General features: G+C 64.4%; 11 protein-coding genes. 4 read left to right on the top strand and 7 right to left on the bottom strand.

The genetic code is table 11. The features are described from left to right. Positions 1-100: 100 nt before the first annotated feature. Positions 101-1,429, top strand: a complete 1,329-nt coding sequence (locus IIB36_08045) for a hypothetical protein (GenBank protein MCH7531710.1) — start codon at positions 101-103, stop codon at positions 1,427-1,429. Here IIB36_08045 and IIB36_08040 read toward each other — a convergent pair. The 4 genes from IIB36_08040 to IIB36_08025 form a co-directional block, all read right to left on the bottom strand. Beyond that, the gene (locus IIB36_08040) at positions 1,410-2,333 is read right to left on the bottom strand and encodes a hypothetical protein (GenBank protein ID MCH7531709.1); all 924 of its coding nucleotides are present in this window, start codon (positions 2,331-2,333) and stop codon (positions 1,410-1,412) included. The genes IIB36_08045 and IIB36_08040 overlap by 20 nt on opposite strands. 5 nt (positions 2,334-2,338) lie before the next feature. Next, positions 2,339-3,634 (bottom strand): threonine synthase, encoded by a 1,296-nt coding sequence (gene thrC, locus IIB36_08035; protein ID MCH7531708.1) that lies wholly within the window; start codon positions 3,632-3,634, stop codon positions 2,339-2,341. A 228-nt stretch (positions 3,635-3,862) separates the two neighbouring features. Further along, the gene (locus IIB36_08030) at positions 3,863-4,540 is read right to left on the bottom strand and encodes a hypothetical protein (protein ID MCH7531707.1); all 678 of its coding nucleotides are present in this window, start codon (positions 4,538-4,540) and stop codon (positions 3,863-3,865) included. A gap of 156 nt (positions 4,541-4,696) precedes the next feature. Then, complete coding sequence (locus IIB36_08025) at positions 4,697-5,149, bottom strand: hypothetical protein (GenBank protein ID MCH7531706.1); 453 nt, start codon at positions 5,147-5,149, stop codon at positions 4,697-4,699. A gap of 384 nt (positions 5,150-5,533) precedes the next feature. On the opposite strand from IIB36_08025, the gene IIB36_08020 reads away from it, so the two are divergent. The 3 genes from IIB36_08020 (at position 5,534) to IIB36_08010 (ending at position 7,626) form a co-directional block, all read left to right on the top strand. Continuing rightward, the gene (locus tag IIB36_08020; protein ID MCH7531705.1) at positions 5,534-6,181 is read left to right on the top strand and encodes a SprT-like domain-containing protein; all 648 of its coding nucleotides are present in this window, start codon (positions 5,534-5,536) and stop codon (positions 6,179-6,181) included. A 157-nt stretch (positions 6,182-6,338) separates the two neighbouring features. Next, entirely contained in the window at positions 6,339-6,848 is a 510-nt protein-coding gene (locus IIB36_08015; protein ID MCH7531704.1) for a hypothetical protein, read from the top strand. A gap of 4 nt (positions 6,849-6,852) precedes the next feature. Continuing rightward, positions 6,853-7,626, top strand: coding sequence for a hypothetical protein (locus IIB36_08010; protein MCH7531703.1), 774 nt, complete (start codon positions 6,853-6,855; stop codon positions 7,624-7,626). Here the strand turns inward: IIB36_08010 and IIB36_08005 are convergent. From IIB36_08005 to IIB36_07995, 3 genes are all read right to left on the bottom strand, one after another. Beyond that, positions 7,623-8,186 (bottom strand): hypothetical protein, encoded by a 564-nt coding sequence (locus tag IIB36_08005; protein MCH7531702.1) that lies wholly within the window; start codon positions 8,184-8,186, stop codon positions 7,623-7,625. The two genes, IIB36_08010 and IIB36_08005, sit on opposite strands and share 4 nt — an antisense overlap. Positions 8,187-8,263: 77 nt before the next feature. Next, positions 8,264-10,264 (bottom strand): transketolase, encoded by a 2,001-nt coding sequence (gene tkt, locus IIB36_08000; protein MCH7531701.1) that lies wholly within the window; start codon positions 10,262-10,264, stop codon positions 8,264-8,266. Further along, positions 10,261-12,714, bottom strand: coding sequence for a leucine--tRNA ligase (locus IIB36_07995; GenBank protein ID MCH7531700.1), 2,454 nt, complete (start codon positions 12,712-12,714; stop codon positions 10,261-10,263). The genes tkt and IIB36_07995 overlap by 4 nt, the downstream gene beginning before the upstream one ends. Positions 12,715-12,777: the final 63 nt, after the last annotated feature.

Raw genomic sequence — 12,777 nt, 5'->3', positions numbered from 1 at the left:
GAGTCGCTGGCCTCCACGACTTCTCCCGCCCGGCTCTTGCGTTAAGCTCCTTCTCCCGGCCGTTCCTACCGTCGCCTAGCCAACTTCGACCCGGTACTTCTTGCGCCACACGCAGCGCGGCATCGCCCTCTTCTGGGCGCCTTTGGCGGCGACGTGGATCATGATGGCCACCGAGGGTCCGTTCCTCGCAGCGATCATCGCTCGGCTGCCGGACCCCATGTTCAACTTGGCGGCCTACGGTGTTGCATTCGCGCTCGCGATTCTGATCGAGGCGCCGGTCATCATGCTCATGAGTGCCGCGGCGTCGATCGTGCGCGACCGGGTGACCTATCTGAAGCTGCGCAACTTCGCTCGGTTTCTGAGTCTGGCCACGACGGGAATGCTGCTGGTGCTGTTGATCCCCTCCGTGTATCGCTGGCTGACAGGCACGGTCATCGGCCTTCCGGCGGAGGTCACCGACCTCACCTATGGTGCGCTGTGGTTCTTCCTTCCGTGGCCGAGCGCGATCGGATACCGCCGATTTCTGCAGGGCGTCCTCATCAGGGCCGGCAAGACTCGTCTCGTGGCCTGGGGCACTGTCATCCGACTCATCGGGATGGTGATCGCAGCGCTCGTTGGCTTCTTCATCTTCGACATGCCCGGCGCGTGGGTTGGGGGCTTGGCCCTGGGCATCGGCGTCACGGTTGAGGCGATCGCAGCGCGCTTCATGGCGGCCTCTACGGTGCGGGACCTGCTCGAGGGAAAGGGCGACCTCGAAGCTCGAGGCCGCAACATCACCTATCGGGACATCGCGACGTTCTACTTCCCGCTCGCGCTTACATCGCTCATCGGTCTCACGATCCAGCCGCTCCTGACCTTCTTCATGGGCCGCAGCATCGCGCCGCTCGAGTCGCTCGCGGTCTTCCCGGTCGTACACTCGCTCTCGTTTTTCTTCCGTTCGATGGGCCTCGCACTCCAGGACACGGCGATCGCTCTCATGGGCGAACGCTTCACACACCTTCCGGAACTGAAGAAGTTCTCGCTCGGCCTGGGCTTGGCTACTACGGCCGGACTCTCGCTGGTGGCGTTCACACCACTCTCTCGGTTCTGGTTCGAGACGATCTCTGGCCTGACGCCGGAGCTGGCCAGCTTCGCGTTGACGCCGACACGGATCATCGTCCCGCTTCCGTTTCTCGCCGTTCTGCTCTCGCTTCAACGAGCGATTCTCGTCGAGGGTCGGAAGACCCGGTATATCACGGTGGCGAGTGCGCTGGAAGTGGGATGTGTGGCAGCCTTATTCGTAACGCTTGGGTGGAGGCTCGACTTGGTCGGAGCTACCGCGGCGTTTGCGGCCTTCCTGGGCGGACGACTCGCGAGCAACACCTACTTGCTCGTAAAGTGTCGTGAGGTGCTCCGCGAGCAGCGAGTGCCTACACCGAAAGCCGCGTAAGGCCCTCGAAGTCCGGCGTGGCAGCGAACCCGGGGCAATCAGGGTCGTCGGTCCCGTTGCAGAACAGCTGACGCATCGCCGCGGCCACTCCTTCGGCGTCGGACGGATCGCACAGGGCGATGAGGCCCGAGCCCGCACCTGAGATCGTGATCGCCCACGCCCCCGCGTCGTATCCTGCGCCGATCGCGTTGTAGGCACCCGGAATCATCGGGAGGCGGTGTGGTACGTGGAGCTCGTCCTCCACGCCGATCTTGATCAACTCCCGGTCAGCGCTGGCCAAGCCGCGGACGAGGGCGGTGGCACGAGCGAGGCTACGCACGGCAAGGTCGTGACTCACCCGTTTGGGGAGGGCATCTCTCGCGGCCTTCGTCTCAATCGGGGCGGCGGGGGCGGCGTAGGCGAAGCCGAGGTCGGGGGAAAGCGCCAGTTCGATCGATAGCGGACCCGTGGCACCTGGCAGCACGGCTCGCAGGCCGCCGTGCAGGCAGGGGGCGGCATTGTCACCGTGTCCCTCGTGCTCGTAGGCAGCCCCAAAAATACGCGCGTCGTCACGACTTTTGCCGCTGGCAGAGAGCGCGAGATCGGAGCCCGCGAGAAACGCCGCGGCGGAGGACCCCAGGCCTTTCCCGATCGGGATGTCGCTCGTCAGCCGAAGCGTGCCGCCTACCTCGGAGCCCATGCTCCGTAGAGCTCTGGCGAACGATCGTGCCACGAGGTCGTCGGCGTCGTCGTACCCCGCCCGTGCGAGCGAGCCTTCGCGAAAGATCTCCAGGCCAGTGGGGCCGGGCTCGAACGTGGCCTCCAGATACCGGTTGAGCGCGAGCCCGATGGTGTCGTAGCCGCTCCCCAGGTTCGAAGTGGAGCACGGTACACGAACCCGCGCCGCGATGAGCGTGTCAGCCACTGGGGTTACCCGTCGTCAAGGAAGGCCTCCAGGGCCTCGAGCGTCGGTTCGATAAGGGCAAAGTGTTCCTCGGCGTCCATGATCGCAGCCAGTCCCTCGGGCAACTCGACCGCGCGTCCGACGGCTTTCTCCACGACATCCGGAAACTTCGCCGGGTGGGCAGTGGCGAGCACGACGGTCGGGCCGTCACCGACGCCATGGTGCCGCTCCTGCGCGCGATACGCCACCGCGGAGTGTGGATCGAGCACGTAGCCGGTACGGCGGTATACGTCGGCTATGCAGTCGGCGGTTTCCGCATCGCCGATCGAGGTACCACTCACGATGCGCCGCAAGGCACCCGGGTCGTCGCGAAACAGCCACTGGATCCTCTCCAAGTTGCTCGGCGCTCCCACGTCCATGGCATTCGAAATAGTGGGAAGGGAGGCGCGTGGCTGGAACGATCCGGTGGTCAGGTATCGGGGGAATACGTCATTGGCGTTCGAGGCGGCGAGAAAGCCGAGGGAGGGCATTCCGGCAAGGCTCGCGATGAGTCCGGCGCACAGGCTGCCGAGGTTTCCCGACGGCACCACGAAACGGGCGGGAGCTCCGGCAAGCAGTATCCAGGCGTGCAAGTAGTAGAAACTCTGCGGTAGCAAACGTCCCACGTTGATGGAGTTGGCGGACGTGAGACGGTGTCGCTCCCGGATGCGAGGCTGGCTGAACGCCTGCTTCGCCAGTCGCTGACAGTCGTCGAACGTTCCCGCTACCGCGACCGCGCTCACGTTTCCTCCGAGCGTGCTCATTTGCCGGCGCTGTCGCTTGCTGATTCCCTCGCGGGGAAAGAGGGTCACGACCCGATACCGCTCCAGCCCGTGGAACGCGCTCGCGACAGCTGCGCCCGTGTCACCTGAGGTGGCAACGAGCACGGTTCTTCGAGCGCTCGTCGCGTCGGAGTCGTCGAGCTCGCTCATCAAGTTGGCCATGAAGCGGGCACCAACGTCCTTGAACGCGTGCGAAGGACCGTGGTGGAGCTCCAGCACATGAATGTCCGCTTCCACCTCCACGAGCGGCACAGGGAACGAGAGCGCAGCCCTGGTTACTCGTCGCACGGTAGCTGCGTCGATGTGACCGGCCAGAAGTCGTTCGGCACTCCACACCGCCGACTCGACGAAATCGCCCGCAGGGGGCGGCGTAATCTCACCGGAACCGAGCGAGGGAAGGGGGTCGGGAACGAACAGGCCGCCATCGGGAGCAAGACCCCGAAAAAGGGCATCGCGTAGCGAGGCGGAGCCGCCACCCCGGGTCGTTGTGAAGGTTGACATTCCGGGGAAACCAGCCGCGGGCCACGGGAGACATCGAACCTGGTTTACACTAGGTCGCCAGGTGCACGTCCCGAAACTACGGTCAGAGCCACGGCGTCTGCCACTCCCTTACCCCATGGGTAGTAGATGTCGAGGGCGTGCGGGAAGGAAGGGAATACCGGCGGTGCCAGGGGCATCTTCTCCGCGGTCCAGTCCGAATATGATGCGGTGATGAGTTTTCTTGGGGAGCTATAAGGGAACCGAATCGTTCCGCGACGTCCGATCGTACACCTGAATCGTTCGGATACGCCGGCCGCGCACGCGAGACGAGACGTCGATCTCCATACGTCCCGTCTCCGAGTCCAGTGAGTAGGACTGGTTGATTGAGAAGCCCCCTCTGAGGTCGGTTCGAAGCTCGAGCGTCTCACCCTTCCATTCGGCCCTCACCTTCATGGTTTGATCGTCGCCGAGATCGATTTCGATCTCCTCGCCGTCCAGCCTGAGCAGGAGCGGCGCTCCACGCCCCGTCCTCAACTCGACCGTCGAGTCTGTCACTGTCAGAATGAGGCGCTCCGCTGGCCGCATGGCCCGCATCACCCGTTGCATGTCTGCCGGGTCAACGTCGCCGCCCGCCGCGCCCTCGCGTCCACCGCCACGTACCCCGCCGCCCCCTCCGCGTCCACCGCCGCCGCCGCCCCGACTCCCGCCACCTCGACCACCGCCTCCGAACGCATCTCCCCCAGCCCCCCCGCGATTGCCGAGGCCGGTCGCTTCTCTTGGGTTCTCGCTCAGACCGGCGTTCCGGATCCAGGTCCCGCTAAAGCCATCTTGGAACGCAAGTGGGACGGGACGAAGTTCACCGCCGCCACCGCAGCCGGCGACGCCGATCAATATGATCGCGGACAGGACGCATTGGAGAATGCGCATCGTGGGACTCCAAGTTGACATTCTGTTCTCCCTTCGTAAACAAGGACGCGTGATGCCGAAGATTCGTTAGCTGCTGCCCGCGCCAGGACCTCAAAAAGACGACGCCGACGCCCCGAGGGGCGCCGGCGTCAGCACTACGACAGACCCGAGCGGGCTCTACTTCTTCCGCTTGGCGGCGTTCTTCTTTGGAGCGGCGTTCTTCTTAGGAGCGGCCTTCTTCTCGGCTGCGGCCTTCTTCTTTGGAGCAGCCTTTTTCTTGGCTGTGGCCTTCTTCGTTGGAGCGGCCTTCTTCTTGGGCGCAGCCCTCTTCTTGGCTACGGCCTTCTTCTTTGGAGCGGCCTTCTTCTTTGGAGCGGCCTTCTTCTTTGGAGCGGCCTTCTTCTTTGGAGCGGCCTTCTTCTTGGGCGCAGCCCTCTTCTTGGCTACGGCCTTCTTCTTGGGAGCGGCCTTCTTCTTGGGCGCAGCCTTCTGCGGTGCGGCCTTCGTCTTCCGAGCCGGCGCCCGCTTCGAGGCCGGACGCTTCTTCGCGCCGCTGGCCTTCTTGGTGGTCGGCATCTTAGCTGCGGCCTTCTTCTTCTTAGCCGGAGCCTTCTTGTTGTTGGTCGCCACTGGAGATCCCTCCGAAACGGTGTTTGAACACTAAGGACGGTCGAAGTGAGTTCCTATTTACACGCGTTCACCGGTGATGCGCAATAGAAGAATTTATATAGGCCTACGACATGTCGGTGATCCGATGACACAGATACACTATATATAGTGGGTACAGTCGCAATTGCATACTTCTTTTGCTAACGTTTTCCAGCGTTTCCAAGAGATCATTCGAGTTTGCTCCTCCGTTGGGGATCACCCTTCACTGCTAGTATGCGCGCGCTCACGCCTGCCGAGTTTCTGGGCGAGCTCCGCCGCCGCGGCGCTCTGCAGCTTAGTCGTGTATCATTTCGGAGAAACCGAAGCACGATTTGGTCGCTGACGCAGAGAGGCGCGGCGCTTAACGTGCATGTCGCATATCGCCGTTCCCCGCCCGAGCTGCTCGATGCGTTTGCGGTGATCGCGTCGGAGGGCGGTGTCAGCACACCGAAGGCCAGGGACGCAGGGCGAAGGGTTCATGACTGGCCGGAGCTTCAGCGTGCGGTCGAAGAGGCGCGTTCCGAGCACGAGTCTCGCCTGTGCGCATCAGGACGCGCTGAAGGGGGCACTACACACTGCTGTGCGACTGCCGACCAGCGACGCTATTTCCGGTCCATCTATCGCTATTTCAACCACACGCGCTTCAGTGGAATTCTGCCGGCCGACGTCCCGGTACGCTTGAGCAGTCGAATGAAGTCGGCGCTCGGCCATATGTTGCCGGGCGGGGGAGAGGGTGCACGCTATGTGGTCGAGATCGCGTTGAACGTCGACCTGATGCTCGAAGGGAACGGGGCGGAACGCGTCGACACCCTCCTCCACGAGATGGCGCACGCCGCAGACTACCTGGTGAACGGGCATCGCGACCACGGGCGGACGTGGCGGGAGTGGGCGTCACGAGTAGGGTGCACGCCCGAGACCCTCCACGACCGTCCTCTGCATCGACGAGTCAGGCGCCGCGATGCCGTCGATCGAGTTCCCCCGCTCCCGCCCGCGCTTCAGCGCCGGTCGGACTGATCGACGACGGACCGACCGCTAGGCTCCAGCGACGAACGGCGGCGCTCTCTTCAGTGGACGTTCTACGAGAACTTTTCCCCATCGTCCTGTATTGGCCACATGCGGTGAATGCGGAGGAGCACCGTCGAGGGGAGGACTACGGCACAGGAGGGGCTGGATGCCTCGTACATTCGAGGAGAAGGTTGGCGAGGAACTCGACGGCCTCTATCAAGCGGCGCTCTTCCTTTGCGCGGGGGACCGCCGCTGGGCCGAGCAGCTGCTCGTGGATACGATGATCCACGCGTTTCGCGCACACGCGGCGGAGGCTGGAACTGAGCCGTTCGAGCGGTGGCTGCAAGCCCGCCTGGTCCGCCAGTTCTTGGATCGAGTCACGGATGGAACCGTTCCGCTGCGCGCCGCTCCACGGGTGACAGGCGCTTACTCACACGGTGCGGTTGCCGAGTTCGCGGCCGACGTACTCTTCCGGGCGGCAGGTGTGGTTCCGGCGCAGCCCCGGGCGGCGCTGTGGTTGGTGCTTTTGAGGAGGTGGAGCTACGACGATGCGGCGCGCGCTCTCGGCGTCGAGCGGTCCACCCTGAAGGAGTTTCTCCTCTATCGGGATCTGCTGCTCAAGGAGATTCTGGGCCCGACGCAGCAGGGTAGTAGCCCGGTTGAGAGCGGGAGCTAGAGAGATGGATTGTCAAGACGCCAGGGCCGGACTGTGGCCCCCTGAGAAGCCGCGGCTGGTCGGCGCCCAGGTCGCCGAAGCCCGCGTGCACGTCGCGAACTGCCCAGAGTGTACCGAGTTCTTCAATCAGGACCGAGCACTGCTGGAGATGTATGACAAGCTCCGGAGTGAGATCGCTCCCCGCGAGGTGCGGGAGAGAGTTTTCGACGCGTTGGCAGCAGCGCGCTGGGACACGAGGGCCCCCCACGGCACCGAGAGGGAGCCAGCGGGTGTGAGTTGGAAGAGAATCGCGGTGTGGTCGCTAATGTTGGCCGTCTCGCTGGCGGCGATTGGCGTCGTGGACTTCAGGTCAGACGTGCCGCCCGAGTTGGCTGACGGTGCGATGTTCGTCGAGGACTATTTGAGACGGGCGGTGGGGCAGGACCACATCGTGACGTCCGATCCCGACGAGATCGGACGGTTTCTGGCCAGAGAGCTCGGCATGCAGTTGCGACCGATCCGGCTCGAGGGACTGGAGCTGCAGGGAGCGGAGATCTGTCTGCTGGAGGGGAGGCGCGGTGCGATGATCATCTACAAGAAGAACGGTGCGTCGATCTCGCACTACCTCGTGCCGCGGGAAGGCGCACAGCCGCGCGAGCCCGCGCTATCGATGGACTGTTGTGGCTCAACATCCGAGACGCCCGTGGTAACATGGTCCACTCGACAACTCGAGCAGGCGTTGGTCGGGGAGATCAGCCCCGAGCAACTTCTGAGCCTCGCGAGGAGCTCGGACCGCTAGGCGGGCCAGAGCCAGCCGAACGCGCCGGCGGTCACCGATGCGTAGACAAGGCCGTCGAACATCGACTTGAACGATGTGCTCCACTTCTGGTGGAACCATATCGAACGCTGGGGATGCGCCAGCGCGTAACAACAGAAGGCGACGGTTCCGGTCACGCGGAATACTGAGAGATAGTCGGCACCGGGGCCGAGCATACGTCCGCCGAGGTAGGCGGCGACCACGCCGACGAGAACGCTGTACAGGAACCACTGCGTCAGACTCTTGCGCATAGCGAACATCGCGCCGGGTTGCAGGACGGTGAAGAAAGCAGCCGGGCCTTTCTGTACCTTTTCTCGGAAGGCGTCCGACTTCAGGCCCTCCATGCCTCCGGCGTACGGGAGCACATAGTCGCCTGGCGGGATGTTGAAGCCGCGCAGTGCGTCCATCACCCCGTCTTCGTCGTCGACCTTGCTGAAGTCGTTGACGTGATAGGTGAGGAACATGTGGATGATCGAACTCACCGCGAAGACGAGAACGGCGGCGAGCACGATCGGGGCCCACAGCGAGAGGATCGAAACCATGGTGCCTCCTGTTCCCAAGCTGTTGAGAGTGGCCCCTCAGCGTAGGCGCTGGCGGCGGGCAACGCAAATCGCAGCCGCTAGGTGATTCCCTTTGCCGCCGCCACGACCTTATCGACGGTGAAGCCGAATTTCTCGAAGAGCACGTCGGCGGGTGCCGACGCTCCGAAGTGGTCTAGGCCGATCGAGCGACCGGCGGATCCCACCCAGCGTTCCCATCCGAATGTGCTGCCGGCTTCGACCGAGATTCGATTGCTTACCGACGACGGCAGCACCTCGTCGCGGTAACTCTGGTCCTGCTGCCCGAACAGGAACCAGCTCGGCATGCTGACGACCCGGGTCGGAACCCCTTCGGCTTCCAGCCGTTTTCGGGCCTCGACCGCCAGCCCGAGCTCCGATCCGCTCGCGATGAGGATCGCCTCGGGCGGGTCTGCGGAAGCCTCGGTGAGCACGTAGCCACCGCGGCGCAGTCCGTCGGCCGACGCGTGCGGTCCGCTGCGGTCCAGCACCGCGACCTTCTGCCGGCTCAGCGCGAGGAAGCTCGGGCCGTCGGAGCGCTGGATCGCCACACGCCAGGCTATCTCGGTCTCCGCCGCGTCGCCGGGCCGCAGGTCCGCCAGGTTGGGAATCGCGCGTAGCGCGGCGAGCTGTTCCACCGGCTGGTGGGTCGGACCGTCCTCACCGAGCCCGATCGAATCGTGCGAGAAGACGTACACGACGGGCTGCCCCATCAGGCTGGCCAGCCGGATCGCGGGCCGCATGTAGTCGGAGAAGATCAGGAACGTTCCCGCGTACGGTCGGATGCCCCCGTGCAGGATCAAGCCGTTCATGATCGAGCCCATCGCGTGTTCTCGAACCCCGTAGTGCATGACGCGCCCTGACGGAGTGTGGGGCAATAGGCTGTCCGCGCCGACGATGTCGGTCTTGTTCGAGCCCCCCAGGTCGGCGGATCCGCCCACGAGGTTGGGGATGCCCGCCGCGAGGCCCTGCAGAACCTTACCAGACCAACCGCGGGTGGCGTCGCCCGATTCGACGTGCGAGAGGTCCGGCACGGCCTGGTCCCATCCCTCGGGCAGGTGCCCCGCCATCATGTTGGAAAACTCGGCCGCGATTTCGGGCATCTCGGCCTCATACACGGAGAAGCGTGCCTGCCAGGTATCCTGAAGGCGCTGGCCCTTGCTCACGCAGTCCGACCAATGCCTGCGGGCACTCTCATCGACGTGGAACGGCTCGAGTGAAGGATAGCCGAGGTTCTTCTTGGTGGCTTCGATCTCGTCGGCCCCAAGGGGGGCACCGTGCGCCGCCGCCGTTCCCGATTTGCCGGGGCTCCCGTATGCAATGACGGTGCGGAGCACGATCAGGCTCGGGCGCTTGGTCTCCCGCTTCGCTTCCCTTATGGCAAGGTCGATCGCCTCGAGATCGTTGCCGTCGTGCACGTGAAGGGTGTGCCATCCGTATCCTTCGAATCGCTTCGCCTGGTCGGTCGACGTCGAGAGATCCGTGGCACCTTCGATCGTGATCTGGTTGTCGTCGAAGATCCAGATCAACTTGCCGAGCCTTTGGTGCCCCGCGATCGCGGCGGCCTCGTGCGAGATGCCCTCCATCAGGTCGCCGTCTGAGCAGAGCGCGTACGTGAAGTGGTCGACGATCTGGTGCCCTGTCCGGTTGAACCGGTCCGCCAGCCACCGTTCCGCCAAGGCCATGCCGACCGAGTTCGCGATCCCCTGTCCCAGCGGCCCGGTCGTCGTCTCGACCCCCGGTACATGTCCATGCTCGGGATGCCCAGCGGTCGGCGACCCCCATTGGCGGAAGTTGCGGATGTCCTCCTCCGAGAGGTCGTATCCGCTCAGGTGGAGCAGCGAGTAGATGAGCATCGACGCGTGGCCGACGGAGAGCACGAAGCGGTCTCGGTCGAGCCAATGCGGGTCCTTCGGATTGTGCCGAAGGTGCCGATGGAAGAGGACGTACCCGACCGGTGCGAGCGCCATCGGCGTGCCCGGGTGACCGGAGTTGGCTTGCTGAACCGCGTCCATGGAAAGAACGCGGATCGCGTCGATGGCCAATCGCTCGACATCGTTCATCCGACGACGAAGTTCACGAGACGGTCCTTCACGTAGATCACTCGGCGTTCCTCCCCGTCCTGCAGATGGCGTGCGACGTTGTCGTCTGAGCGCGCAGCCGCGACCACCTCGTCTTCAGGCGCGTCCCTCGCGACGGTTACTTGGCCGCGCAGCTTGCCGTTCACTTGAACGGCGATCTCGACGAGGGTCTCTACCGTCTTGGCCTCATCATGCGCCGGCCAGTTTTTGCCGTCGAAGATGCTGCCCTCATTCCCGAAGCGTTGCCACAGCTCCTCGGCGAGGTGCGGCGCGAACGGCGCGATCATGGGCACGAGCGGCTCGATCTCCGGGCGCTTGGCGCTCCGGCCGCCTGCTCGGATCGCATTCAGACATTCCATGAGCGCGGCGATCGCAGTGTTGAAACTCAGGGCAGGCATCTGCTCCGTTACCTGCTTGATCGTTTGGTGCACCTTCCGCTCGACGTCCACGTCGGCCTCACCGTCTTCGGCGGTCGTCGCGGTGTCCCACAACCGGTGCAGAAAGCCAAAAGGCCCCTGGATTCCCTGGGGCTGGTAGTCCCCGCCTTCCTCGTACGGGCCCAAGAACATCAGATACGTACGGAAGGCGTCGGCCCCGAACTCCTCGATGATCGGGTCGGGGATGACCACGTTGCCCTTGCTCTTCGACATCTTCGCGCCCTCGGCGATGATCAGCCCGTGCGCGCGGAAGACGTCGTACGGCTCCTCGAAGTCCAGGTGGCCCAGGTCCTTCAGCGCCATCGTGATGAAGCGAGAGTACATCAGGTGCAGCACCGCGTGCTCGTTGCCACCGATGTACATGTCGACCGGCAGCCATCGCCTGGTGATCTCTGCGTCGAACGGCTTGTCGTCGAAATCGGTGGAAGGATAGCGCAGGAAGTACCAGCTCGAGTCGAGGAACGTGTCGCTGACGTCGGTCTCGCGACGTGCGGCCTCACCGCACTCCGGACACGTGGTCTGATACCAATCCGCGACGCGGGCCAGCGGACTGATGCCCGAATCGTCCGGCTTGAAATCCTCGACGCGCGGCAGGATGACCGGCAGGTCCTCGTCGGGCACGGCCACGGGTCCGCAGGCGTCGCAGTGGATGATCGGGATCGGAGGGCCCCAGTAGCGCTGTCTCGAGATGCACCAGTCGTGGAGCCGGTAGTTCACGCGCGCGTCGCCCCAGCCGTTCTCGCGGGCCCAGTCGGTGACCGCTGCCACCGACTCCGAGACGTCGATGCCGTCGAAGTGAGCGGAGTTCACCAGGGTCCCGGGCCCGACGTATGCGCTCTCGAGCGGCGTATCGGCGCCGTCGTCCGGCGACGCCACGACGCGCACGATCGGCAGGTCGAACTGAGTCGCGAACGCGAAGTCGCGCTCGTCGTGGCCGGGCACGGCCATGATCGCACCGGTCCCGTACTCCATAAGCACGTAGTCCGCGATCCAGATGGGCATCGCCTCGCCAGTCGCGGGGTTCCGGCAATGGCCGCCGGTGAAGACGCCGGTCTTGGCCTTGTCGATCTTCTGGCGGGCGATCAGGTCCGTCCGGGTGGCCTCATCACGGTAGGCGAAGACCGGTGGCTGGTGGCCGTCATCCGTGACCTCGTCGACCAGAGGGTGCTCAGGAGACAGCACCATGTACGTGGCACCGAACACCGTGTCGGGGCGCGTGGTGTAGACCTCGATCGTCGTTCCGGTCTCTTCTCCGTTCTCGTCGAGAAACGGGAAGAGCAGCTGGGCGCCCTCGCTGCGGCCGATCCAGTTCCCCTGCGCCTTCCGGGTCGTCTCCGACCAGTCGATGTGGGCCAGGTTGTCCAGCAGCCGCTGGGCGTACTTCGTGATCTTGAAGAACCACTGTGCGATCCGGCGCTGCTCCACTGGGGTGGCGCAGCGTTCACACGCGCCCGCAATGACCTGCTCGTTCGCGAGCACAGTCATGCACGACGGGCACCAGTTGACTGGAGCTTCCTTACGCTCGGCCAGGCCCGCCTTGAACAGTTGCACGAAGATCCACTGCGTCCACTTGTAGTAGGCGGGGTCGGTGGTATCGAGGGAATGGTCCCAGTCGAACATGCCGCCGAGACGGCGCAGCTGACGCTTGAAGTTCTTCACATTCGACGGGATCAGATCCATCGGGTGCGTGCCGATCTTCAGCGCGAAGTTCTCGGAGTGGATGCCGAACGCGTCGAAGCCCATCGGCTCGAAGACAGACTTCCCCTGGAGCCGTTGGTACCGACCGTGCACGTCCGCGCCCGTGAAGGCGTAGATGTTGCCAACGTGCAGCCCCTCAGCGGAGGGGTAAGGGAACATCATGAGGTTGTAGAACGTGTCCTCCGCGGACTCGATCTCTTCCAGGGTGTAGGAGTTCGTGCCGCGCTCGTCCCACAGGCGCTGCCACTTCTCCTCTACGGCGGACGGGTTATAGCCGTCGCGTTCTTCGTTGGACATTGGTGTGCCGACGACTCGTGATGGCGAACGCCCGCGGGCGCCCTCGACTGGGGTCGGTTGCAA

The organism is Gemmatimonadota bacterium (genome assembly GCA_022560615.1).
Taxonomy (GTDB): Bacteria; Gemmatimonadota; Gemmatimonadetes; order Longimicrobiales; family Gaopeijiaceae; genus UBA1138.
Note: the sequence above shows the minus strand (reverse complement) of the source record. Positions and strands in the feature narration are given on the sequence as shown.

Excerpts from the sequence above, each read along its gene's own strand:
- tkt (MCH7531701.1), bottom strand. The coding sequence starts at position 10,264 with ATGAACGATGTCGAGCGATTGGCCATCGACGCGATCCGCGTTCTTTCC.
- IIB36_07995 (MCH7531700.1), bottom strand. The coding sequence starts at position 12,714 with ATGTCCAACGAAGAACGCGACGGCTATAACCCGTCCGCCGTAGAGGAG.
- IIB36_08005 (MCH7531702.1), bottom strand. The coding sequence starts at position 8,186 with ATGGTTTCGATCCTCTCGCTGTGGGCCCCGATCGTGCTCGCCGCCGTT.
- IIB36_08015 (MCH7531704.1), top strand. The coding sequence starts at position 6,339 with ATGCCTCGTACATTCGAGGAGAAGGTTGGCGAGGAACTCGACGGCCTC.
- thrC (MCH7531708.1), bottom strand. The coding sequence starts at position 3,634 with ATGTCAACCTTCACAACGACCCGGGGTGGCGGCTCCGCCTCGCTACGC.
- IIB36_08030 (MCH7531707.1), bottom strand. The coding sequence starts at position 4,540 with ATGCGCATTCTCCAATGCGTCCTGTCCGCGATCATATTGATCGGCGTC.
- IIB36_08010 (MCH7531703.1), top strand. The coding sequence starts at position 6,853 with ATGGATTGTCAAGACGCCAGGGCCGGACTGTGGCCCCCTGAGAAGCCG.